31 protein-coding genes and 1 pseudogene are annotated in these 24094 nt (G+C 32.2%); 26 read left to right on the top strand and 6 right to left on the bottom strand.

Annotated elements, in window-relative coordinates:
• Nucleotides 1-9 precede the first annotated feature (9 nt).
• Nucleotides 10-648 carry a PAQR family membrane homeostasis protein TrhA gene (gene trhA / locus GMB29_RS16010; protein ID WP_136358064.1) on the bottom strand — a complete coding sequence of 213 codons (639 nt, stop codon included), beginning with the start codon at nt 646-648 and terminating at the stop codon, nt 10-12.
• Between the two features lie 418 nt (nt 649-1066).
• Between trhA and ilvA the strand changes: the two genes are divergently transcribed.
• The 10 genes from ilvA (at nt 1067) to ypmT (ending at nt 9962) form a co-directional block, all read left to right on the top strand.
• Entirely contained in the window at nt 1067-2335 is a 1269-nt protein-coding gene (ilvA, locus tag GMB29_RS16005; protein WP_136358062.1) for a threonine ammonia-lyase IlvA, read from the top strand.
• Nucleotides 2336-2453: 118 nt separating this feature from the next.
• A complete protein-coding gene (locus tag GMB29_RS16000) occupies nt 2454-2705 on the top strand; it encodes a DUF2535 family protein (RefSeq protein ID WP_136358060.1) in 252 nt (83 codons plus the stop codon).
• A 290-nt stretch (nt 2706-2995) separates the two neighbouring features.
• Entirely contained in the window at nt 2996-3838 is an 843-nt protein-coding gene (locus tag GMB29_RS15995; protein ID WP_136358058.1) for a DegV family protein, read from the top strand.
• Between the two features lie 112 nt (nt 3839-3950).
• Nucleotides 3951-4964, top strand: coding sequence for a nucleoside hydrolase (locus tag GMB29_RS15990; RefSeq protein ID WP_319941515.1), 1014 nt, complete (start codon nt 3951-3953; stop codon nt 4962-4964).
• Between the two features lie 115 nt (nt 4965-5079).
• Entirely contained in the window at nt 5080-5640 is a 561-nt protein-coding gene (locus GMB29_RS15985; protein WP_136358139.1) for an SCO family protein, read from the top strand.
• Between the two features lie 91 nt (nt 5641-5731).
• A complete protein-coding gene (locus tag GMB29_RS15980; RefSeq protein ID WP_136358054.1) occupies nt 5732-6535 on the top strand; it encodes an SGNH/GDSL hydrolase family protein in 804 nt (267 codons plus the stop codon).
• 12 nt (nt 6536-6547) lie between these two features.
• A complete protein-coding gene (locus GMB29_RS15975; protein ID WP_196305192.1) occupies nt 6548-7126 on the top strand; it encodes a YpmS family protein in 579 nt (192 codons plus the stop codon).
• A 262-nt stretch (nt 7127-7388) separates the two neighbouring features.
• Entirely contained in the window at nt 7389-8543 is a 1155-nt protein-coding gene (locus tag GMB29_RS15970; RefSeq protein WP_136358050.1) for an FxLYD domain-containing protein, read from the top strand.
• Nucleotides 8544-8546: 3 nt separating this feature from the next.
• Nucleotides 8547-9668, top strand: a complete 1122-nt coding sequence (locus GMB29_RS15965) for a S1C family serine protease (RefSeq protein WP_136358048.1) — start codon at nt 8547-8549, stop codon at nt 9666-9668.
• Nucleotides 9669-9767: 99 nt separating this feature from the next.
• Nucleotides 9768-9962 (top strand): protein YpmT, encoded by a 195-nt coding sequence (ypmT, locus tag GMB29_RS15960; protein ID WP_136358046.1) that lies wholly within the window; start codon nt 9768-9770, stop codon nt 9960-9962.
• Nucleotides 9963-10009: 47 nt separating this feature from the next.
• Here the strand turns inward: ypmT and GMB29_RS15955 are convergent, their stop codons facing one another.
• Nucleotides 10010-10201: a hypothetical protein gene (locus GMB29_RS15955; protein ID WP_136358044.1), complete on the bottom strand. Its 192-nt coding sequence runs from the start codon at nt 10199-10201 to the stop codon at nt 10010-10012.
• Between the two features lie 442 nt (nt 10202-10643).
• Between GMB29_RS15955 and GMB29_RS15950 the strand changes: the two genes are divergently transcribed.
• The gene (locus GMB29_RS15950; RefSeq protein ID WP_136358042.1) at nt 10644-11450 is read left to right on the top strand and encodes an alpha/beta fold hydrolase; all 807 of its coding nucleotides are present in this window, start codon (nt 10644-10646) and stop codon (nt 11448-11450) included.
• Nucleotides 11451-11498: 48 nt separating this feature from the next.
• On the opposite strand, the gene GMB29_RS15945 is transcribed toward GMB29_RS15950, so the two are convergent.
• Together GMB29_RS15945 and GMB29_RS15940 are read right to left on the bottom strand one after the other, a co-directional pair.
• Nucleotides 11499-11744 (bottom strand): DNA alkylation repair protein, encoded by a 246-nt coding sequence (locus GMB29_RS15945; protein ID WP_136358040.1) that lies wholly within the window; start codon nt 11742-11744, stop codon nt 11499-11501.
• 95 nt (nt 11745-11839) lie between these two features.
• Nucleotides 11840-12259 (bottom strand): MarR family winged helix-turn-helix transcriptional regulator, encoded by a 420-nt coding sequence (locus GMB29_RS15940; RefSeq protein WP_227551372.1) that lies wholly within the window; start codon nt 12257-12259, stop codon nt 11840-11842.
• Nucleotides 12260-12428: 169 nt separating this feature from the next.
• On the opposite strand from GMB29_RS15940, the gene msrB reads away from it, so the two are divergent.
• From msrB to GMB29_RS15880, 12 genes and pseudogenes are all read left to right on the top strand, one after another.
• Nucleotides 12429-13388, top strand: a complete 960-nt coding sequence (msrB, locus tag GMB29_RS15935) for a peptide-methionine (R)-S-oxide reductase MsrB (RefSeq protein ID WP_406600271.1) — start codon at nt 12429-12431, stop codon at nt 13386-13388.
• A 95-nt stretch (nt 13389-13483) separates the two neighbouring features.
• Nucleotides 13484-13609, top strand: a complete 126-nt coding sequence (locus GMB29_RS15930; protein ID WP_136358036.1) for a YjcZ family sporulation protein — start codon at nt 13484-13486, stop codon at nt 13607-13609.
• Nucleotides 13610-13781: 172 nt separating this feature from the next.
• Nucleotides 13782-14737: pseudogene (bioB, locus tag GMB29_RS15925) on the top strand (biotin synthase BioB).
• A gap of 92 nt (nt 14738-14829) precedes the next feature.
• Nucleotides 14830-15057, top strand: a complete 228-nt coding sequence (locus GMB29_RS15920; protein ID WP_136358034.1) for a YozE family protein — start codon at nt 14830-14832, stop codon at nt 15055-15057.
• A gap of 192 nt (nt 15058-15249) precedes the next feature.
• Nucleotides 15250-15933: a hypothetical protein gene (locus tag GMB29_RS15915; protein ID WP_136358032.1), complete on the top strand. Its 684-nt coding sequence runs from the start codon at nt 15250-15252 to the stop codon at nt 15931-15933.
• A gap of 372 nt (nt 15934-16305) precedes the next feature.
• The gene (locus GMB29_RS15910; protein ID WP_136358030.1) at nt 16306-16488 is read left to right on the top strand and encodes a YozD family protein; all 183 of its coding nucleotides are present in this window, start codon (nt 16306-16308) and stop codon (nt 16486-16488) included.
• Nucleotides 16489-16930: 442 nt separating this feature from the next.
• Nucleotides 16931-17668, top strand: coding sequence for a serine/threonine protein kinase (locus GMB29_RS15905; RefSeq protein WP_227551371.1), 738 nt, complete (start codon nt 16931-16933; stop codon nt 17666-17668).
• Between the two features lie 14 nt (nt 17669-17682).
• A complete protein-coding gene (locus GMB29_RS15900) occupies nt 17683-18453 on the top strand; it encodes a sporulation protein (RefSeq protein WP_136358026.1) in 771 nt (256 codons plus the stop codon).
• A 67-nt stretch (nt 18454-18520) separates the two neighbouring features.
• A complete protein-coding gene (locus tag GMB29_RS15895) occupies nt 18521-19135 on the top strand; it encodes a PH domain-containing protein (protein ID WP_136358024.1) in 615 nt (204 codons plus the stop codon).
• A gap of 132 nt (nt 19136-19267) precedes the next feature.
• Nucleotides 19268-20032 (top strand): MerR family transcriptional regulator, encoded by a 765-nt coding sequence (locus GMB29_RS15890; protein ID WP_136358022.1) that lies wholly within the window; start codon nt 19268-19270, stop codon nt 20030-20032.
• 207 nt (nt 20033-20239) lie between these two features.
• Nucleotides 20240-20866 (top strand): phosphatase PAP2 family protein, encoded by a 627-nt coding sequence (locus GMB29_RS15885; protein WP_136358020.1) that lies wholly within the window; start codon nt 20240-20242, stop codon nt 20864-20866.
• 79 nt (nt 20867-20945) lie between these two features.
• Complete coding sequence (locus GMB29_RS15880; protein ID WP_155443960.1) at nt 20946-21254, top strand: YodL domain-containing protein; 309 nt, start codon at nt 20946-20948, stop codon at nt 21252-21254.
• 45 nt (nt 21255-21299) lie between these two features.
• Here the strand turns inward: GMB29_RS15880 and GMB29_RS27070 are convergent, their stop codons facing one another.
• Together GMB29_RS27070 and GMB29_RS27065 are read right to left on the bottom strand one after the other, a co-directional pair.
• The gene (locus tag GMB29_RS27070) at nt 21300-21449 is read right to left on the bottom strand and encodes a hypothetical protein (protein WP_168733959.1); all 150 of its coding nucleotides are present in this window, start codon (nt 21447-21449) and stop codon (nt 21300-21302) included.
• 16 nt (nt 21450-21465) lie between these two features.
• The gene (locus GMB29_RS27065) at nt 21466-21603 is read right to left on the bottom strand and encodes a hypothetical protein (RefSeq protein WP_168733958.1); all 138 of its coding nucleotides are present in this window, start codon (nt 21601-21603) and stop codon (nt 21466-21468) included.
• A 189-nt stretch (nt 21604-21792) separates the two neighbouring features.
• Here GMB29_RS27065 and deoD point away from each other — a divergent pair, with 189 nt between their 5' ends.
• From deoD to GMB29_RS15865, 3 genes are all read left to right on the top strand, one after another.
• The gene (gene deoD / locus GMB29_RS15875; RefSeq protein ID WP_136358015.1) at nt 21793-22500 is read left to right on the top strand and encodes a purine-nucleoside phosphorylase; all 708 of its coding nucleotides are present in this window, start codon (nt 21793-21795) and stop codon (nt 22498-22500) included.
• Between the two features lie 215 nt (nt 22501-22715).
• Nucleotides 22716-23558 (top strand): M15 family metallopeptidase, encoded by an 843-nt coding sequence (locus GMB29_RS15870; RefSeq protein WP_136358013.1) that lies wholly within the window; start codon nt 22716-22718, stop codon nt 23556-23558.
• A gap of 14 nt (nt 23559-23572) precedes the next feature.
• The gene (locus GMB29_RS15865; RefSeq protein WP_136358011.1) at nt 23573-24082 is read left to right on the top strand and encodes a mismatch-specific DNA-glycosylase; all 510 of its coding nucleotides are present in this window, start codon (nt 23573-23575) and stop codon (nt 24080-24082) included.
• Nucleotides 24083-24094: the final 12 nt, after the last annotated feature.

The following is a 24094-nucleotide window of genomic DNA, read 5'->3' as shown; positions in this document are numbered from 1 at the left end:
GTTTTTTAATTATAAAAGATAAAATAATACTGAAAAGAAATGTAAGATCGTTCCAGCGAGTACAAACAAGTGCCAGATTGCATGGTGGTATTTAAACCCTCTCCATACATAAAAGATTGCACCAATTGTATATAACACTCCTCCAACAACGAGTAATAAGACACCATTGTAAGCCACGTTTTCGGTAATTTGACCCCATGCGAAGATAATTAACCAGCCCATAATAACATACATAAGTGTAGAGAAAAATACATATTTTTTCACAAAGAATGCTTTAAATAGTGTTCCGACAATAGCAAGGCCCCAAACAATTCCAAATAATGTCCAGCCAATCCAGCCTTTAACCGCGATGAATAAAAACGGTGTATAAGAGCCTGCTATAAAAAAGTAGATAGCAGAATGATCAAGTATTTCAAAAACATCCTTTGCTTTTCCAGCTGGAAAACTATGAACCAATGTCGAAGCAGTATATAAAAGGACCATAGTGATTCCAAAAATTGTGAAGCTGACAATATGCAATGCTGAACCATATGAGGAGGAAAAAACAATTAAAATGACTAATCCCGCCATGCTTAATAAGCCACCGATTCCATGAGTGATTGAATTAGCAATTTCTTCGCCTTTTGAAAATGTATGTGTATTAGCCAATTTTTGTCGTACTCCTTTCAAACTCAATTCATTCGTACAATTATATTCACTTTTCAAGCATATATAGTATAAATAATACTCACGTAAAAACATGTGCTTGCTTGTCCATTAGAGTAACTAAGATCACTAAATCTAAGATTCATAATTAATATGGATGTGATAACCTTCTGACAAACAAAAGGATAAATTTATTATAACACCAATGAAAATGAAATACACAATATTAAAGAATCGACTTACGAGAACTGTGTCATTAAAGCTTTTTTGTTCGATCGTAACATAAGACTAGCTTTACACCAATTTTAAAAAGAAGAGCCTTTACATAAAAAAATCTGTTAAAATTTTAACTATTACCGCTATATTTAGAATATTCATGATATAATTTTAAAATTAATAAGTTTTTGAAAGGGTCGTGACAATGAAACAAACTATCAATGAATTACAGAATGTATATGTAGAAGATATTTTAAAAGCGAATCATTTATTAAAAGATGTTGTAACACATACTCCATTACAAAAAAATGAAAAGCTTTCGGAAAAATATCAATGCAATGTGTACTTGAAAAGAGAAGATTTACAAGTTGTGCGATCATTTAAAATTCGTGGTGCTTATAACAAGATTAAACAACTTGATGAAACTCAAACAGTAAATGGAATCGTTTGCGCAAGTGCTGGTAACCATGCACAAGGTGTGGCATATTCATGCAGACAATTAAAAATTCACGGTAAAATTTTCATGCCATCAACGACACCTCGTCAAAAGGTGTCCCAAGTTGAGTTGTTTGGTAAAGAATTTGTCGAAATCATTTTAACAGGTGATACATTTGATGATGCAAGCCAAAAGGCTGTTGAGTGTTGTAAAGCTGAAAATCGTACATTTATTCATCCTTTTGATGATGTTGATGTCATTGCAGGACAAGGGACAATTGCAGTTGAAATATTAAATGACTCGGATGTAAATTTGGATTATGTTTTTGCTAGTGTTGGTGGAGGAGGCCTTATTTCGGGATTAGGCACATACTTTAAAAGTATTTCTCCGTTAACAAAAATAATTGCTGTGGAACCTGAGGGTGCAGCATCTTTATACAATTCACGATTAGAAGACAAAGTCTTGACACTTGAAAAAATTGATAATTTCGTTGATGGGGCTGCAGTTAAACGCATTGGTGATAAAACTTTTGCAATTTGTAAGGATGTTGTCGATGAGGTTGTCCTTGTACCAGAAGGGAAGGTTTGTACTACAATTTTAGAATTATATAATGAAAATGCGATTGTGGCTGAACCAGCTGGCGCATTATCAATATCTGCTTTAGATTTTGTTAAAGATGAAATTAAAGGAAAAAATGTTGTTTGTATAGTTAGTGGCGGTAATAATGATATCGGCAGAATGCAGGAAATGAAAGAGCGTTCAATGATTTATGAGGGATTACAACATTATTTTATTGTAAACTTCCCGCAACGTGCAGGTGCTTTAAGAGAATTCCTTGATGAAGTTCTTGGACCAAACGATGATATTTCACGTTTTGAATATACGAAAAAGAATAACAAAGATAACGGTCCTGCCTTAGTTGGTATTGAATTAAAACATAAAGGTGACTATGAACTATTAGTACAAAGAATGAAGAAAAAAGGTTTCGATTTTACTGAAGTTAATAAAGATAGCTATTTATTCAATTTACTAATATAAGAGTGTACAAAAAATATAAAAAGAACTAAAAAATAATTTTTTTCTGACATGAATAGACAGATTTCTCGAAAAAATTGGGTTATAATATAAGAAACGGGTAAAAAAGAGGATTGATAACTTGTTATTAAAAAGCCTAGAGTTCAAGCTGATGAGTGGACAGAAGGTAAAGATCATTGAAATCCCAGTATTGGAGGAAGATAACAAATACCGTTTCATGCTTCAAATCCGTTTACAAACTTTTTTAACAACAATTTATGCCCAAAAGCAACCTAAAAGTATTTATTCATTTAAAGATTATTTGAAAAATAAAATAAAGTGGCCTGATTATGAGGCGATTTTTGGATCTTACATCTTAAAAAACAATGCATAATTACAAAAAAACCAGAGAAATCTGGTTTTTTTGTATTCTATTTGTAGTGATTATTTTTATATCAAATACCAATGTTTACGAGTTGGAAGTGCAGTCATATAATCATGAGAATTTCAGCATATCATCATGTTAGGACAATAGATTTTTTTTACGAATACAAACAAAGTACTAGTTGAAAAAAATCAGAGGGATAAAAATATCAAAACTACAAAGGATATCCATTTATTTTGCATTGAAACATCATAGATTGAATGTATAATAAAGGATAGTCTTTCTAGGGATGTGATATAATGAGCAACATTAAAATTGTAACAGACTCCACAATGGATATTAGTAAAGAACTGATAGATGAATATAATATTACGGTTGTACCATTATCCATTACAATTGATCATCATACATATATAGATGGTGTTGATATTGAACCAGATGAATTCTTATCATTGATGAAAATTTCAGAAGAACTTCCAAAGAGTTCACAGCCACCTACAGGAAAATTTCTAGATGTATATAAGCAATTGAGTAAAGATGGAAGCGCTATAATATCGATACATATGACAGAGGCATTAAGCGGAACAATCCACTCCGCACACGGAGCAGCACAAATGTCAGATGCAGATGTTACGGTTGTAGATTCCTCGTTTATTTCGAAAGCACTTGGATTTCAAGTTGTAGAAGCTGCCGAGATGGCGAAAAATGGGTTTAATAAAGAAGAGATCCTACAAAGGCTGAATGAAATGAAGAAAAATACAACCCTATATATTATGGTTGATACTCTTGAAAACCTTGTAAAAGGGGGAAGAATTGGTAAGGGAAAAGCTTTAATCGGTTCGCTTTTAAATATTAAACCAATAGCAAAACTTCAGGATGGTGTATACACTCCAATTGGAAAGGTAAGAAGCCATTCACAGGCGATAAAATTTTTAGCAAAGCAATTCGCTGAAGATATTAAAGGCAAAACAGTAAAGGCAGTTGGAATTGCACATGCAGATGCTTTTGAATTAGCAACAAAACTTAAGAATGCGATTAACGATATCAGTCCGAATTGTCAGATAGATATATCGTTTACAACACCAGTGATTACAACTCATACTGGTTCTGGTGCAATTGGATTTATGTTTTTAGCAGAATAAGGAAAAAGGACTAGCTATCTTAAGAGCTGGTCTTTTTTACATGTAAAGGCTCATTTTCGTTAGAGATGGAAACATATTGAAATTTGAAATAACTAGAAAGTAAAACACATATATTAAAATAACATATAATAGGGGGTGTTTTAACATCTCACAGAAAATCCTTTTTATAGGTGATTTTGGAATTGATGATATTATCGCACTGCTATTTGCTTATTATAATCCTGAAATCGAAATCGTAGGCATTGTAGTTGATTATGGCAATATTTCGAAAGAGAATGCTACAAAGACTGCATCATACATTCAAGAGATAACCGGGCTAACGAAAGTTCCTCTTATTGGAGGAGCAATTCGACCCTTAACGGGCGAGGTACCGACCTATTTTCCGGAAATTCATGGCGAGTTTGGTATGGGGCCAATAATTCCAAAGTTTAACACTAATAACCATATTGAAGAATTTGAAAATTTCCATGAAATCCTTTCTGTTGTCAATCAATATCAAAATGAATTGATCATTGTGAATGTTGGTAGATTAACTTCTTTAGCAACTGCCATTGTTCTTTATCCAAATCAAATGTCGAAAATAAAAGATTTATATATTATGGGTGGTGCCTTCCTATATCCGGGGAATGCATCACCAATAGCAGAAGCAAATTTTTATAGTGATCATTATGCAGCAAATTTAGTACTGACATATGCTAAAAACGTAAAGATCTTCCCATTAAATATTACAAACTATGCAATCATACCCGAAAACATTGTAAACAAAATAGATAAATATTTTAAAGAGAATGATGATCCAGCAGGCCAATTAATAAAACCAATGATAGATTACTATTCAAACTGGTATAAAAAAAGAGATCCTTCTATTTTAGGGGGACCTTTGCATGATCTTTTAACATTATGGGCAGTAGACAATAATGATTTATTTCAATTTGTTGAAAAGCCAGTAAAAATTGTAACTAGTAATGATGATGGAAGAGGATTTAGTATTGGTGATTTTCGACCATATAAAGATTTAGCAGACTATCCAATCCATTCGATTGCTATTCGATTTGATTACAAAGATTTTTTATTAGATATCGTTAAAACCTTTACAAAGGATCCATCATTAGATGAACGGAAATGAAATCTTCATATGCTACCCTTTATTTGGACGCCAAATTTTGTTACACTTTATAGGTGCAAATGAAGAGGCGAAGGGTGAAGATTGATTGAAAAGAATAAAATATGGGCTTTTTTATATGGTAATCGTTAGTATATTTTTGCTTTTATCAGCTTGTGGCAATTCATCTGTGATTAAAGATCCATTAAATTATGAGGTCCAATCCTTTCAATATAGTAATCAAGATGGAAAAAGTGTATCTTTAGAAGATTTAAAGGGTGATATATGGATTGCGAATTTTATTTTTACAAGCTGTGAAACAGTTTGCCCTCCAATGACAGCACATATGAGTAAGCTACAGGGAATGATTGAAGAAGCAGGTCTGGATGTAGAGTTAATTTCTTTTAGTGTTGATCCTGAAATTGATACACAAGAAAAGTTAAAAGAGTTTGCTAAAACTTATTCAGTTAATTTTAAAAATTGGAGTTTTTTAACAGGATATTCTCAAAAGGAAATTGAAGATTTTGCAATGGAAAGTTTTAAAACAATTGTTAAAAAACCAGCAAATGAGGATCAAGTTATTCATGCAACTAGTTTTTATTTAATTGATCAAAACGGCATTGTTTTGAAAGACTATAGCGGGGTAGACAAACCTCCATATGATGAAATGATTGCTGATATGAAAGCATTAGCAAATTAATTTAATAAATGGTAAAAAGATTCCATTTGGAATCTTTTTTACTAACATGATGTTGGGAATCTTTTACTAGATTAATAGTTAAGGTGATTTTATGAAACGGAAAATAGTAGCGATTTGTATTTTTGGCTTACTGGCTGCTACAGGATGTATGGCTGAACGAACTGGAAATTTAGGAGCCGAGCCCGATTCAGAAATAAACAAGCAAGAAGCATCTGAAGTGAATGCTCCAAAGACGATTAAACTTGTTGGTATCGGTGATTCATTAACAAAAGGAATAGGTGATGAATCTGGTCATGGCGGATACTTCGGAATGGTGAAAGATAAGATAGAGGAACAGGATCATATTAAAGAAGTATCAGTGAAGAATTTTGGTGTGAAAGGGCATAAAACAAGCAATTTACAAGCTAAGCTTCAGGAAGAAGCGGTAATAAAAAGTGTAGAAGAGGCTGATATCATTCTGATGACAATCGGAGGTAATGATATTATGAATGTCGTAAGAAGTAACATCTTTTCACTTGATTTCGAGCCTTTTCGAACCGAGCAGAAAAACTATGAAAAGAGATTAAAAGATGTTTTTACGACCATTCGTCATCATAATTCTAATGCATATATTGTTTTTATAGGCCTTTATAACCCATTTCAATCTATGCTTCCAGAGCTTCCGGAAATAAATACGATTATAAATGAATGGAATGTAAATACAAAACAAATGATTAATAAAGATGACAAAGCTATATTTGTATCAGTTGATCAACTCTTTTCTAATGATCATGATGAGCGACTCTTTTATAAAGATGAGTTTCATCCTAATGAAAAAGGGTATTCTTTAATTGCAGGTGAAGTTTTTAAGGCAATTAAAGAAATTGACTTTGAAAGATTTAATAATGAGAAATGAGTGAGTATGACTTTGAATAAATGGAAAATTTCCTTTCTAATTTTATTGATCATAAATATTGTGATCATACTTACCATCTTCGCTTTCATGCTAATACCGAATAAACCTTTAGAAGAAGATGGAACTAATAAAATAGCGTCGGCAGAAGCTATACCATTCCTAATAAAAACTCAAAAGAATTCGTTAACAGATTTAATAAATCATTATTTAGAAGAAGAAACTGCACAAGAAAATTTACAATATCGGGTAGAGTTGAAGGAAAATGTCCATGTTTATGGAGTTATAGAAGCATTTAATAAAGAAATAAATATGACAATGATTCTTGAACCAAAGGTGAAATCTGATGGAAATATGCAATTACTCGTAAAGGAATTATCGATAGGGAGATTGAAACTCCCTGTATCATATGTATTAAAATATATGAATACAAATTATGATCTTCCTAAATATGTAAAAGTTGATACAGGCAATAATTTGATTAATATTCAACTTGATGAGCTGAAATTCAAAAATGGTTATACTGCTCGAGCAGAAAGTTTTAACTTAGTAAATGATGATATTACGTTTACATTGTATGTACCTTTGCCATAACAGTAACTATCTGGATAAATAGGTCTGACAATTCGTGTCAGGCCAAATTTTTCACGAAAATAGTTTAGAGAAAATGGTACGAAATACCCTATGATACATATCTAGAATGAAACGAGTTAAACATGTATACTAATAAAGAAGAATGTCGAATTATACTATTCTTGCAGACTGAAAGATCGATAGAGAATAAGGGTATTACGTTTAAATTTATGTAAAAGTTGCGTTCCGCCCCTTTACCACAGAAAAGAGGAGGATATTCTTTATGTTTTGTACAAGCTGTGGAGCCAATCATTTGGAAAATAATGCAAATTACTGTTCACATTGTGGAAAAAGACTTGAAAGTAAAAAAGTGAAAAATAAAAAACGAACTATTTTAGTTTATCTCATGCCTTTGATAAGTTTTATAATCGTAATTCTCTTGCTTTTTTCAACGAATATTTATGAGTCAAAAGTAAATGCAAAGGTTCTGGCTCTTCAAGAAAAAGCAGAAAAGGCGGCACTTGAAGGAAAGTACCAAAAAGCATTAGCATATATTGAAGACGGCCTTTCATATCGTAATGATTACGAAATATTGAAAAAAGAACAGGAAATCATTAATACTTTTATTGACTTAAATGAAGATCTACATGAAGTAGAAAAGAAAATGATAAATGAAGATTTTGATAATGCACAAAAAGAGATTAATTTGTTAAAAAGGCAAATTGACTTAAACCGTTCCCCGTTATTTGTTAACCTTTTGAATCAAGTTGAACAAGCTGAAACAAGTGTAAAAGTTGGAGAAATAAAAGGGGAAATTAATCAACTTACGACAATTGATGAGCTAGCTGATAAGTTATCTACTCTATATTCATTAAACATACAAGAAGCATCGGAATTAAAACAGCAGATCTACACAAAAATGGTGATGATTAGTTCAATAGAAGCAGAAAAAAGTCTTGAAGCGAAGCATTTTAACCAAGCTGTTTTAGTAGTAGACGCAGCCCTTCAATATGTTGTAAACAATGAAAAACTATTATCATTAAAAGAAAGAATAATAACTGAAAAAGCTTCCTTTGAAAAGGAAGAGCAAGAGCGGATAGAGAAAGCAATGAAAGTTGCAAAAGCGGAAGAGGAAAGAAATCTTACGAAAGCAGTACAGTTAGCAAGTATTGAATTGAAAGTTGATAAATATGGTGATGCCTATATTGAGGGAAAAGTGAAAAACAGTGGAACAAAGCCTGCTTATTCCATTATTGTTGAATTTACTGTAGTTGATAAAAATGGAAAAAAAGTCGAAGATGGTAAAACAAATGTATTTCCTAATAAACTACAGCCCGGTAAGACAGGGGATTTTGAGCATGTAACGTATTCTGCAAAAGAGAATGCGAAAGTGGAAATTAACAATATATCCTGGTTACTCGAAGAGAAGAAAGGATAAATTATGAATAGAAAGTTAATCATTAGTATCATTGTAACAATTCTTATATGGGTTTGTGGTGGTCTAGGTTATGTTTATACAAAGGACAAAATAGCTGAAAAAATGTTTTCTGAATCCACTATCCTAAAAAGGGTTGAATCTTCAGGTATCAAACAAGCAGTTCCAGATATCAAGGAAATCATAAGAGAGGCGCAAAAAAAAGTTGTGATGGTTGAGCTTGATGATGGCTCGGTAGGATCTGGTTTTTTATACAACAAAAAAGGTGATGTAATTACAAATGCTCATGTTGTTAGCGGGGCAGATACAGTTAAAATCCGGACAACAGATGCGAAAGGTTTTAATGGTCAGGTAATTGGGATCAGTACCGAAACAGATGTTGCGGTTGTCAGGGTCGAAGGATTGAAAAATATTGACCCATTACCACTTGAACCAAGTTCAAAGCTAGAAATTGGTGATGAAATATTAGCACTTGGTAGTCCATTAGGTTTTCAAAATACTGTAACAACAGGCATTATTAGTGGTACAGATAGAGAATTAAATGTTGATCCATACATTTATGAAAATGTTTACCAGATCTCAGCCCCGATTGCACCTGGAAACAGTGGAGGTCCATTAATTGATCGCTCAACAGGAAAAGTTGTCGGGATAAACTCTGCCAGAATCGAACAAGGAAATATTGGTTTCAGCATCCCTATTAATTCTGTTTTATCATTGGTCAATAGTTGGTCTGAAACTCCAATGAAAAATCTACCGGCAATAACATCCCTAAACTCTGCAGCAGATATTGATGTAAATAAAATGTTAGAGACTTCAGATTATCTTGTAAATTATTTTATCGAAAGTATTAATTTTCGAGATTTTGTCACAGCCTATTCGCTTTTAGGTAGTGAAAGTCAATCAAATATTGATTATCAAACATTTCGTAATCAATATTTGAATACCATTTCTTTAAGCGTTAATGAATTAAAGACAACAAATCAAGAAAATCAGGTAATTGTCGAAACTGAGATTTCCGCAATAGAACGAACAGGTGAAAAAGAGAAGACAAAAACCTATAACATGAATTTTATTGTTGCATATGAAAATGATCAGGCTAAAATTATATCAAAGGAAATTGTAGAATAATGATCAAAGGGGATCTATTTATTGTATATCAATTTTCAGATATACTGTTTGAAAATGGGTGTAGAATTAAGTAATAATGTATATGCGGGGGGAAGGTAATTGAAAGACAAATACGTTATTTTTACAGTATTATCAATATTTTTTTCATTTATTTTCGGTGCAATAGCATATCAACAATTTTATGCAGAAAAAATGGATGAGGTTTACTTAAACATTGCCTATTGCACTCTGTTTTTAAGTATTGCCATTTATTTATGGCATATGAAAGACGAAAAAAGAAAAGATAATAGTTGAAAAATGAGAGGTAAACACCTCTCATTTTTTAGGTTTTAAAGGATTGATTATTGTGCTTGTTCTTCTTCAGCGCCTTCTTCAGTTTCAGTACCTTCCTCAGTCTCAGTACCTTCTTCTACCTCAGCGCCTTCCTCAGTGCCTGTTTCTTCTTCAGGAGTTTCTTCTGTGTTGTTACATGCAGCCATTAAAAATACAGCAAGTAATGATGCTCCAACTTTCAATAATAAACTCTTATTCATTGTTTATTCCTCCCATGTAACGATTGAGTGATCACTTGTGAACCAGCTGGCTCAATCTAATAATAATGGAAAATATGGACATGTATACTCTTTTTACAAAATCTGTACATTATCTTTATAATATCAAAACACCGTTAAAATTTATTAACATTATTTACAATAAATTATTATTAAAGTAGTTATATAGGCAGTTTTAATTGATAGATAGTGAGTATGAAGTCATATTATGTAAATATAAATTACATAATAGTGGTTTTTTTGGATATTTTTGGAACAATTAAGCTCTTGAAATAAATGAAATTAGATAAACTATTTACACTTTTGGGTTTTGTTTTCTATAATAAGTATATTAGTTATTGGAAAAATTTGAGTTCATACTAAATGTTTGTTACGATAAAATTCTAATTGATTAAATATTACAATTGAACTCGGAGGGTGAATGATGGAGCGATTTACTCAAAATGTTGGCGATAATATGATATCTTACATAGATCAAGGGGTTGGACCATGTGTAGTGTTGATCCACGGCTTTTGTGGTAATAGCCATTACTGGAAGTATGTCGTTCCGCATTTAGTGAAAAAAAACAGAGTTCTTTCTGTAGATTTAAGAGGACATGGGGATTCAAGTACACCGAGGGATTGCTGTGAAATAACTGATATGGCCATGGATTTAGGAAGTTTGTTAGACTCATTACAAATTGAACGAGCTACACTAATTGGCCATTCATTAGGCGGTTATATTAGTCTTGCTTTCGCTGAAATTTATCCTGAAAGATTAACAGGTTTGTCTTTAGTTCACTCAACTGCTTATCCTGATTCTGAAGAAGCAAAAGGTAATCGTGATAAAGGGATAAATAAGATTTCTAATGAGGGAATAGTTCCTTTTGTAAATGATTTAATCCCAAAGCTTTTTTCAGAAAAGAATGAAAGTGAACTAATTAATCAAGTGGATTTTGTTAAAAAGATTGGTTATAAAACTTCAGAATTTGGTGCAATTGGTGCACTTAAAGCAATGAAAAATAGACCAGATCGAAACCATATTTTAAAAAATCTCCAAGTTCCAGTTCTATTAGTTGCTGGTAGCGAGGATAGGGTAATCCCTATTGATAAGGTTTTTTCTGTAGATAAAGGGAATATTCAACAAACAGTTATTGAAGATAGTGGACACATGTCGATGCTTGAACAGCCAGAAAAATTAGCAGCAGTTCTACAAAACTTTTTGGGAAACGTTGTGGATAGTAAAATGTAAAAAAATAAGGCCCCTCAATGGTTCTGAAATTGAGGGGTCTCAAGTATTTTAAGACTTAAGTTGTGCTCTTTTAATAAATGAAAGTTCATTCTCAATAAGCCCGCAAACTCCACATTGTACCTTATAGTGAGGGCCATTATAAGTGATGTGGAAGGGATCTAAAGAAGATTGTTCAAGCTCTTCAATTATAACTCCTGTTTGAGGATCTAATTTAACTGATTTGGCTTGTTGTTCAATAATGTTAAAGCGTGTACGATTTGTCTTACAATTGGGGCATAAATATGGTGTTGACATTTTTTTGCACCTCCTAGTATATATAACTATCGTGTGCGTATGAAACAAAAAATATGTAGGAAAGACAATACCTAAAGAAACGAAAATGCTCGTTATTATTTTGACAGCTTTTCCAATAAGGAAATAAAGTTTTCAATTTCTTGATCACTTAGATCATTAAATTTTTGTAAAAGGAAATCTGTTTTCTTTTTTTCAAATAGTTGTAATGTGTTTTTTCCTTCTTCTGTTAAATGTAAATTAACAATTCGACGGTCTTGTTCAGACCGAACACGTTGAATCCATTCTTTTTCAATTAGAGAATCCGTTACTGCAGTAATATGTGAAGCAGAGACATTTAACATTTTTGATAAATCTGATGATTTTTTCGAACCTTGTTCATAAAGAGTTTTAAGAATGAAAAATTCATTTCTAGACATTTCTTTATCATAAACAATGTTCATATCCTGGCGTAATTTTTTATATACACTTCGCATGAGAGCTTCCATTTCATACATTTTTTCTTGTTTACTTTTCAACCTAATTCCTCCGAACCCACAATTTATTCTATTTTTAAGACTAAGGAATGTTTAATGAAGTGTCAAGTAGAGTATATAAATAGGCGGGTATAATAGAAATCGTATCGTTTTTTTAAAAGTTACTCATGATATATAATATGATTAATAATGTTTTACATTGGGGGCAAAAATGATGAATAAAGATATACTTGAGGTTGCAACGTTTGCAGGTGGTTGTTTTTGGTGCATGGTTCAACCTTTTGATGAACTTCCAGGTATAGTAAGTGTTATATCAGGTTATACAGGTGGGGATAAGGAAAATCCTACATATGAAGAAGTTTGTTCTAATACAACGGGACATCTTGAGGCTGTACAAATTACCTTTCAACCAGATATCTTTCCGTATGAAAAGTTGTTGGAATTGTATTGGCAGCAAATAGACCCTACTGATGCGGGGGGGCAATTTTATGATCGTGGTGAATCATATAAAACGGCGATATTTTACCATACTGAGAAACAAAAATTATTAGCTGAGAAATCTAAACAGCAACTTGCAGAAAGCGGAAGATTTTCAAAACCTATTGTTACGATGATAGTAGAAGCAAAACCTTTTTATCCAGCAGAAGACTATCATCAAGATTTCTATAAAAAAAGCACTTCACGATATAAACATTATCGAACAGGTTCTGGTAGAGATCGATTTATTGAACAGCATTGGAAAGAAAAAAATCGTGAAGAGTTAAAAAAAGTATTAAGTCCGATGCAATTTGAAGTCACACAAAACAATGGAACTGAACCACCATTTCAAAATGAGTTTTGGAATTTTGAAAAGGAAGGTATATATGTTGATATCGTGTCGAGAAAACCATTGTTCAGTTCAAAAGATAAATATGATGCAGGATGCGGTTGGCCTAGTTTTACAAAACCAATTCAGGAAGTTGAGGTTGTCGAAAAAGTAGATACTAGTTACGGAATGGTGAGAACGGAAGTGAGAAGTAAAACGGCTGATACTCATCTTGGTCATGTCTTTGATGATGGACCAGGACCAAATAGACTTAGGTATTGTATAAATTCTGCTGCACTTAAATTTATTCCAAAAGAAGACCTTGAAAAAGAGGGATATGGAAACTACGCGGATTTATTTAAATAAGTTTATCTCCAAATGGGCGAATGCACATACGATACAACCCACCCGAAACATAATGTAAAGAGAAGTAAAATTATACTAATGAGGAGTGGGGAAATATGCATTGCTATTATGATCATGGATATCCTAATGCACATCCAGGTTATGGGTATGGAAATAGCTTCGTGTTAATTGTCGTTCTTTTTATTTTGTTAATTATCGTTGGCTCGGCTTACCTTCGATAAATAAAGCATGTATTTGAGCTCCGTTGGGGCTCTTTCTTTTTTTATATATGTAAACCGTTTTGTAAACTAAGTTGACATTAATTTATCCATACATTCCCATATATCTTATAAATGGGAATGGGGGATGAAGATGTACTGGGAGTTATAAGCTGAAGAAGTGATAAATGGAAAAATGATTTCAATGGAAGAAGCTGAAAGAGTTTTAAATTGTCATGAAGATAATTTACTATTAATTTTAAATGGTGCATTTAAAATTAGAAAATATTATTAAGGGAAAAATTAAAGTTAAATATGATTATGAATACAAAATCTGGATTATGTCCTGAAAACTGCGGGTATTGCTCACAATCTATCGTATCAAACGCACCTATTGAAAAGTATAAAATGCTTGATAAGGAAACTATTCTAAAAGGAGCAGAAAGAGCTCATCATTTAAATACGGGAACATATTGTATTGTAGCAAGTCAAGTGTCGCGGTCCTTCAAACAAAGAGGTGGAACATGTTTCTGAAGCTGTTAAGGAGATTAAAGCAATATATGGCTTAAAGGTTTGTGCTTGCTTAGGTATTTTTAAACCTGAACAAGCAAATAGATTAAAAGAGGCAGGTGTTGATAGGTATAACCATAAAGTTGATACCTCAAAAGAACATCATGAAAAGATAACAACCTCACATACATATGATGACCGATTAAATACGATTGAAATAGTAAAAAACAGCGGGATATCACTATGCTCTGGTGTTATTGTGGGAATGAAAGAGACGATAGAAGATGTAGTAAACATGGCTTTTACTCTAAGAGAATTAGATGCAGACTCTATTCCAATTAAATATTTACACGCCATTGATGGAACACCATTAGAGGAACAAATGTGCTAAATCCTAGATATTGTTTAAAAGTTTTGGCGTTATTCCGGTATGTGAACCCAACAAAAGAAATAAGAATTTCCGGTGGCAGAGAGGTGAATTTGGGAACATTGCAACCATTTGGCTTGTACGCTGCAATTTCTATTTTCATTGGCGATTATTTAACGACAAAAGGGCAAAAAAATACAGCTGATCATAAGGTGCTAGAAGAATTAGGATTTGAAATTGATTTTTCTTCTGAGGTAGATAATTTTATGAGCTAATCCATTTTTATTTTTTAAAAAATAGCTTTTAGTTTCATTCTCACCTTTATCAAGCTATAATGAAAAAAATCTCTATAAAGGGGGAATGATACATGAAATCCTTTTATCACTATTTAATGAAATTTCGTCACCCTAAACCAGTGGATGAGATTTCGAAATTTGCCAATGATGCATATCTTGATCATAGCTTTCCAAAAGGTTCAGTAAGCTATGATGAACTAAGCTCATATTTAGAAATGAATGGGACGTATTTAACAAGTGTGTCTGTATTCGATAAAGCTTGGGATGGTTATCAAAATGAGATTGTAAAACAAATATAAGTTTCAATAAAAAACATGTAGATAACTTAGCAAAGTTACCTATATGTTTTTTATTTTATACATTTTTGGATCGAAAATAAGTTGATTTACATATATAGACAAACTATTCATATTAAAAAATTACCCATGACGATTTCTGAAATACAGCATATACTATCTTACCCCATAATCACGACAAAGGAGAGATGAACAATGTCAAGTAAAAATAGACCGAAATTTAGTATAGGGGACATTGTCGTGATTATTATGTATGGGACAGTTGGAACGGTAACGAAGCTGCATCAAGTGGATCAACATTTTGTCTATGAGGTAAATCATGGAGATATTTTGTTTTTTGAAAACGCTCTGCAATTATTTTCGGAATATGAAGGTACAATAATAGAAACTGAAAAAATCAGTATAGAAGTTCTTTATCAAATCGGTGATATTGTCCTTGTAAAAGGGTATGGTGGCTCATTATTTCGAATAGTTGGAATCAGAACCGAAATTTGGAGATATGCTGACGATGGTTGGGAAGAACTAACATATGAATTAACAAGAATGTCTGATGGAGAATGGCTTGAAGCAACAGAAGATGAAATGAGCCTAATGATCAGTAATCAAGAAGCTGAAACATTTATACAACAGCTACACTTAAATAACATGTTAGTAGATGAAAATAAATATTTTTCTTCCCTCATTACAAAACAACTTACTTCAGATGCTTATCCAAAGAATGACAATGATGATCTGAATGAAATGATTGATGAATTACTAGATATATATAATGACTATAAGACATTGTATTTAATGTTCCAAGATCCTGAGTACAAGGAGATGATGAACTTAATTCTAAAAAGCTTGATGAGATATCATAATTTAGATTCAGATGATTAAATGAGGAAGCAAATTAGCATATAGCAAAAAAATGGAAGGCAAAAAATGATGATGCCTTTAAATAGCCATTTTAGAATTAATTGTAAAACGAAATCAAACTCCTTACCATCAATGAATTGAATGAATCTATTATTTTCTTTATCTACCTTCTCAATCACACCGTAATTAGTAGAAACCTGTTTTAACATATCTTTCACTCCTTAAATTAAGCTTGTCCACTTAATTCCATCTATATGAAAGTGTTTAACTTTTATTCCATATTCTAAAATTTTCTTCTCTAAATATTAGAAGATTAGTAACAAGAAAAAGATTTTAATTTAAATGACATATGTCCTTTTATAAGGACATAAACAATAAATGGGGGGCGATATTGTGAAGGAAATTGAAGTAATTATTGATACAGAGGAGATTGCGGAGTTCTTTTACAATGAGCTCACAAAAAGGGGCTTTGTGCCAGGAAAAAATGAGCTTGAAGAACTAGCTGATATTACGTTTGATTATCTTCTTAACAAATGTATTATCGATGAAGATTTAGATTTTGAGGAAGAAGACTAGAAGGAAAAGTTCAAAAGAATGTAAATTATGGCTGACTTTTTAGTTAGAGCCTGAAAATTCTCAAAAACAGTTTAGATGAGAATTTCTGTGCTTAACTAATATGTCAGCTTCATTTATGTGTTTTCATGTTATGTTTATAATAATTTGTAGAAAAATGAAACTTTTGAAATTCGCACTCGTATATAAACTATTAAAACGAAATGAGGGATCATCTATGTTACGTAAAATTCTTAAATCACTCCTATCAGATAAATCTTCCCATCATCGACATTACAGCTCAAGTGATTTTAAAAAAAGAAAATATGGGCACAAAAATCCATCTAAATATGGCCACCAATATTATAAGAAAAAACACCGTTCAAGCGGGTTCTTTAGCTCATACAGCAGTTAAATGAATAAGCTTTTCACAAAAATCATTGAAATTAGTGAGAAACCCTTAGATGTGAGTACGATTGTTGGTGGTAAATACTTAATTATTGATGTATTAGGAAAGGGTAGCTATGGGTTTACGTATTTAGTGAAAGATCAAGCTAATCAAATCTTTGTCTTGAAACAATTACGTAAATATAAACAGTTAGATCATGCAGGTATTGCTGCATTTAATCGTGAGGCAAATATTTTAAAGGATTTAGACCATCCGGCATTTCCAACTTTTTATGAACAATTTGTTGAGGAGCAAAAACAGTTTATTGTAATGGAATATCTCAATGGAAAAACATATGAAGAGCTGATTTTCCAAGATAAACAAAGCTTTTCTGAATCTGAGGCATTTAAAGAGTTATATTCTATTTTACTTTTAGTCAAGTATATTCATGAAAAGCAATTTGTACATCGAGATTTAAGGATTCCCAACATTTTAAAAAATAATCAAGACTATTATATTATTGATTTTGGTCTTACTAGACATGTGCTTGATCAAAATAACACGGAAAAAATAGACCATCTTGAAAAAAAATTATTTCGAGAAGTTGCCTTTAAGAGCGATTTCTACGCATTAGGTCACTTCTTGTTATTTTTACTGTATTCTTCCTATGTCCCGGTTTCAAAGAAGAAAATGAGCTGGGAAGAAGAGTTATATATTACGGGAAATGCAAGAAGAGTATTAAGGAAAATGCTTCAAATTGATGACCCTTATTATGATATGGAACATCTTTTGAAGGATGTAAAAAAATGTATATAAGTGGAGGAGACTATATGGCATTTTTTAATAAAGTATTAGCTAGTATTGGAATTGGTGCTGCTAAAGTTGATACGAAACTTTCTCAATCATCCATTAAAGCTGGTGATGTTGTAGAAGGAATGGTTGAAATTAAAGGAGGAAGCATTGAACAAAATATTGATGAAATATATTTATCAATAAATACAACGTACGAAAAAGAAGTGGATGACAAAATCGTTCATAAACAAGCGAGCATAGCTACAATTAAACTGAACGAGCCATTTGTCATTATGCCAGAAGCAACAAAAACAATTCCATTTCAATTTCAGTTGCCAATAAATACACCAATTAGTGCAGGATCCACTAAAGTATGGCTCCAAACAGGAGTTGATATTAAAGGTGCAATGGATCCGACAGATAAAGACATGGTAACTGTCTTACCTCATGATTTGGTTGATGAAACATTAAAGGTATTTTCACTACTAGGATTTACAATAAGAAATGTAAAAAATAAAGCAGCATCTAATAAATTGCGGAATAGTCTCTCATTTATCCAAGAATTTGAATTTGTCCCGACTTCAGGTACATATTACGGAAAATTTGATGAAGTCGAATTAGTTTTCTTTCCTATAAATGAAAAGAAACTAGAGATAATGATGGAAGTGGACCGCCGTGCAAAAGGTTTAACAGGTCTTTTATCAGCTGCATTTGATATGGATGAATCGATTATCCGATTTACTCTAGATGAATCTGATTTACCTTCTTTTAGGAATAGGATTGAGGAGATTTTAAAAAAGTATAGTTAGTAAGAAATCGTTATACCGATAAAGTCAACTTATGAAGTTAACTAATTATGATAAGGATGGGATGGAAATGTTTAAAAAAATCGCCGCTGATGCACTAGGATTATCTGATATTGGTACAATTATTCAACCTTCTGATTATGATAAAACCGATGCGGATGATTATGTTATGCACGAAGATGGAGAAAAAATATATTTTTTAATCAAAACAAAAGCTGATGAATATTGCTTTACAAATCTCGCAATTATCCATGTAGACGGTGCAAGCGCTGCTTCATCAAAAAGAACATTGAAGCGCTATCCTTATTCTCAACATAAAATTTCCGGGGTTCTACTTGAAACTGCTGGAAAGATCGATATGGATGTCGAGATTAAGTTTCACTTAGGTAATCAACAGTTTGATATAGATGTAAGAAAAGAACAAATTGAACAATTAAAAGATCTTTACAAAGCATTGCTGCAAATCTCAGAGATAACCTATGAAAATGGAATTATGATCGATCTTGCTTCACAAAGTTTAGATAAGGCTGTAGCAGTTTTACAAAATTCAAGAACAGATGATAATAAACTAGCTGACACGTTTAAAGGGATAACTGATTTTGGTTTTAATTGGCTTACATCAGCTCGTGAAAAATACCATGAAAAAGACTTTGGTCAAGTATTTGAAAAATATATTAATAACTAAAATATTTTAGGCGGCGTAAACCAGCTAAGACGGTTTACGCCTCTTTCAATTCACAACATTATTTTTTAAGAAAACCCATTTACATTGACGTAACGTAAAGGTGTATAGTTGTGTTGTCAGGAGGTGAAGGCAATGGAATACACAGTACAAAAACTCGGGAATTTAGCAGGTGTTAGTACGAGGACACTTCGATATTATGATGAAATTGGCATTCTTAAGCCGGCAAGAATCAATTCATCTGGATATCGTATTTATGGCACAGCAGAGGTCAACCGTTTGCAGCAAATTCTCTTCTATAGAGAGCTTGGAGTAGACCTTGAAAGTATAAAAAAAATTGTAACTGCACCTTCTTTCGATGGTACATCAGCACTTAAAGAACATCGTGAAAAACTTCTGGCGAAACGTGAACAATTAGATAGGTTAATAGCTAATGTCGATAAAACAATAGCTGCAACAGAAGGGAGAATGACAATGTCAAATCAAGAAAAATTTGAAGGATTTAAACAGAAAATGATAGATGAAAACGAAAAAAAATATGGTGAAGAAATTCGCGCAAAATATGGTAATGACCAAGTCGATAAGTCAAACCAAAAATTCAAAAATATGACCCAAGAACAATATGAAGAAGTTGAGAAATTATCTGAAGAACTGATGGAAACGCTAAAAGAGGCGCTTGCTACTGGAAACCCAGCGGGTGAAATAGCACAAAGAGCTGCAGATTTACATCGTAAATGGTTGTGCTTTTATTGGGACAGCTACTCAAAAGAAGCCCATGCAGGTCTAGCGCAAATGTATGTAGATGATGAAAGATTTACAGCCTACTATGATCATATCAGTCCTGGATCAGCGGAATTTTTAAGAGATGCAATTTTTATTTATACTGGAATGAAAAAATAAAATCAATGAAAACGACTGATATTGATTCAGTCGTTTTTTGAATCCTATGGAATAGGTTACATTAAATAGTTTGGCTAGAGTAGATGAAATAAGAGTATTATTACCAAAAAAACGTGGGAATTACTAGTTTTAAAAGCAAATATACAGTATACTTACGGAACCGAAATACATAGTAATGATGGTAGATGGGACGAGGGAGGAATAAATTTGATAAGATTATTTCTATTAGCATTAATTTTATTTATTGTTATATCGCTAGTTTATCCGCTAGAGATAATTGGAGCAATAGATGCACAGATAACGTTATTTTTTGAATCAATTCGATTTCCTATTTTAACAGACGTTTTTTTATTTATTTCAGACATCGGGTCTTTAAAGTATATGTTACCAATATGTTTTGTTTTAGGCTTATTTCTTTTGTTCAAACGTAAGGTAGTAGCTGCTATATTCGTTTTTGTCATGTTATTTAGTGTAAGGCAAGTAAATTATTTATTGAAAGAGCTTTTTAGTAGAGAACGTCCCGATTTCAATGCAGTATATGAGGCAGCTCATTACAGCTTTCCAAGTGGACATACCATGAATTCAACTGCAATGTATCTTTTTCTTTTCTATTTATCAATGCTTCATCTTATTAAAAAGGATAATCAAAAAAATAAGCTTTTAATTGGTACATTGACTTTGATTGTATTAATTGGCATAAGCCGAATTTATTTAGGTGTACATTTCCTTACAGATGTAATAGCAGGTTTTAGTGCAGGTTTTGCATGGTTTATCGTTATTTTCTTTCTTTATTTAAGAATCAATAAACGATTCGACAAAAATAGAAGTTTTTAGATGAAGGATTTTTTTAAACATATCTCTAATTAAGTATATATAAAAGCAGCATTACTTAATTGGGGGGAGAAATAACTTGGTGTATACTTTATTAGTTAATAAACGAATACAAACATATGATATTACAATTTTTCAAACTCCTAATTTTGGAGAGAAAAAGGGTTATCAAAATGTTTATCGTAATTATTTTAAAGGGAATGGTCATCAGGATGTATTAAAGAAAATTTTCAAAACGTTTAATGTAGCTGATCGAATGCCTGTTGATTACAATGCAAGATATATATGCACAGGGGATATTGTTTTAATTGATGAGGGAAAAAAAGGGCAATTTTATTATAAACTCTTTCCAGAAGATTGGAAAAGAATTAATCGTATAAATGTAAGATAAGGCTGACAATTGTCAGCCTTTTTAAATTGTACACTCATATATGATTTAGTGTGCTTCCTGATTGTGACCAGGGCCATTTTTTCTTTTTTCAGAAGTTTGTTCTTTTGCATGGGCAATTTCTTCTGCTTCGATTACTTCAGGAGCGATATGATTATTTTTCTTCGGTGTATTTCGATTGCGATGTTTTTTACCCATTTATTTTTACCCCATTTCACATTTCATTTGTATTATTGTTATTATGTGTTTTTTGCTTTTTTGCCCTTTTTTCTAAATGTGGAGTGCCTCCATTACGAGAGCTTGGATTTGTTTCATTTGCATGTTGAACTGCTTGTTCTAATTTTTTTTTCATAATTAAAAGCCTCCTATAAAATAGATCAAGTATAGATTGTCCGGAATCTCTACTATTAAATCTGTAAAAAATTGCTTGTTATTCCTTACAGATCATGTCTGAATTTGTTTGAGAAACTTTTCATTTTGGTTAAGCTTATGGTATAGTTAGTTTGCTCTTTTAGATCTATTCAAGTAGGAGGTAATATAAATGAGTGTACATATAGGTGCGAAAGAAAATGAAATAGCAGAAACTGTCTTATTGCCAGGCGATCCATTACGTGCAAAATATATCGCTGAAACCTTTTTAGAAAATGCGACATGTTATAATGAAGTAAGAGGGATGCTGGGTTTTACAGGAACATATAAAGGTGAAAGAATATCTGTTCAAGGAACGGGAATGGGAGTTCCTTCAATATCTATATACATAAATGAGTTAATGCGAAGTTATGACGTACAAACACTAATACGTGTTGGTACATGTGGTGCAATTCAAAAGGATGTAAAAGTAAGAGACGTCATATTAGCAATGAGTGCTTCAACAGACTCACAAATGAATCGTTTAACATTTGGCGGAGTTGATTATGCACCTACAGCTAATTTTGAGCTATTAAAAAAAGCATATGAAACGGGACTAGAAAAAGGGTTAAACTTGAAAGTTGGGAATATCTTTACAGCAGATATGTTTTACAATGATAACGCTGAATTAGAAAAATGGGCTCAATATGGAATTCTTGGTATTGAAATGGAATCAGCAGCATTATATACGCTTGCAGCAAAATTTAATCGTAAAGCACTTTCTGTATTAACAGTAAGCGATCACATTTTAACAGGTGAAGAAACAACAGCAGATGAACGTCAAACAACCTTTAATGATATGATCGTTGTTGCATTAGATGCAGCAATAAAGAAAGACTAGCGTGTGCTAAGCACACGTTTTTTTGTTGAAAAAAACGACATAAAACTACATAATATAAGAAGTAGGTGCGAAATTTGTCGGAGGAAAATGATTCAATCTAAGTTTGAACCTATAGGTAAAAAGGTAAAAATGAAAGTGGTAGCTTAAGATCATTTATTTTCAGTGTGTTTTGATGTTAGTATTAGCAGGTATTGAAATAAGATAGGGTGATTTTTATGTCGTTTTATATAAAATCAAGTGTGGTATTGCTTCTAACAGTATCATTAACAGCGTGTACTAGTTTTTCTTTACCAAAAGGATTTTCCTTTATTGGTGATCAACAAGGGCAGGAAATAAAACAATCTGGACAAAAAAATGATGACGAAAATCATGTATTTGGTATTAATGATAATGGTAATCAAATAGATGAAGAATTTTTATTAGAGTCCAAATATTTTAATGTAGTAAAAAAAGCTAATGGATCCCAAATAATTGATAATCCAACGAATATTCTTGCAATGGTTAATAAAGAATATACCCTCCCAGAAAAGTATGAACCATCAGATTTAGTTACACCTAATGTTGAATTTTCATTTGGTGAGGCTGATGTTCCTCAGCGATATTTACGGGAAGAGGCAGCAAAAGCATTGGAAGAATTATTTAAGCTGGCTGAAGCGGATAACATTGAGTTATTTGCAGTATCAGGATATCGTTCCTATTCAAGACAACAAGGTATTTTTAATGTTGAAAAAAATGATAAAGGTGAAGATCAGGCACTTCAAGCGGTTGCATTACCAGGACAAAGTGAACATCAGACTGGTTTAGCAATGGATGTTTCTAGTAGAAGTGTAAACCTAGAAATAGTAGAAGAATTTGGTGAAACAAAAGAGGGGCAATGGGTGAGAGAAAATGCACATAGAGCAGGGTTCATCATTCGTTATCCTAAGGGAAAGGAATCCATAACCGGATATCAATATGAGCCATGGCATTTACGTTATGTAGGGAAAGAACAGGCTTCTGTTATATATAAAAACGAATTGACTTTAGAAGAATATTTCAAAAAGGCGAAGAAGATCTAGTTGGTGACAATATTATGGATGACAGAATGGATATATTAAATAATAACTTAACTATTCTTTTTATAGGTTTTAATCCAAGTCTAGTTTCTGCAGAAGTCTGTCATCATTATGCAAATAAACATAATCGATTTTGGAAAATAATCTACGAAGCAGGAATTACGGACAAATTGTATAAACCTGAAGAAGATGTAAGCCTATTAAGTAAAGGAATAGGTTTTACAAATATCGTATCTCGTCCGACAAAATCGGCAAATGAAATCACATCTGAAGAATATAAAAAAGGAAGAGAAATTCTTAGACAAAAGATTTCTAAATATAAGCCGAAAATTGCATTTTTTGTAGGAAAAGGCGTTTATCTTCATTATAGCCAGAGAAATAAGGCTGATTGGGGTAAACAAAAAGAAAGTGTCATAAATGGGGTCACCGATTTTGTTGCCCCATCCTCAAGCGGATTGGTCAGAATGAAGATGGATGAGATCATATCAATATACAAGAAAGTAAACTCGATTTCGCACTTGGATTAAAATTTAGAGGGA

The sequence above is a fragment of the Metabacillus sediminilitoris genome (genome assembly GCF_009720625.1).
Classification (GTDB): domain Bacteria; phylum Bacillota; class Bacilli; order Bacillales; family Bacillaceae; genus Metabacillus; species Metabacillus sediminilitoris.
This window is presented reverse-complemented; position numbering and strand designations above follow the sequence as displayed.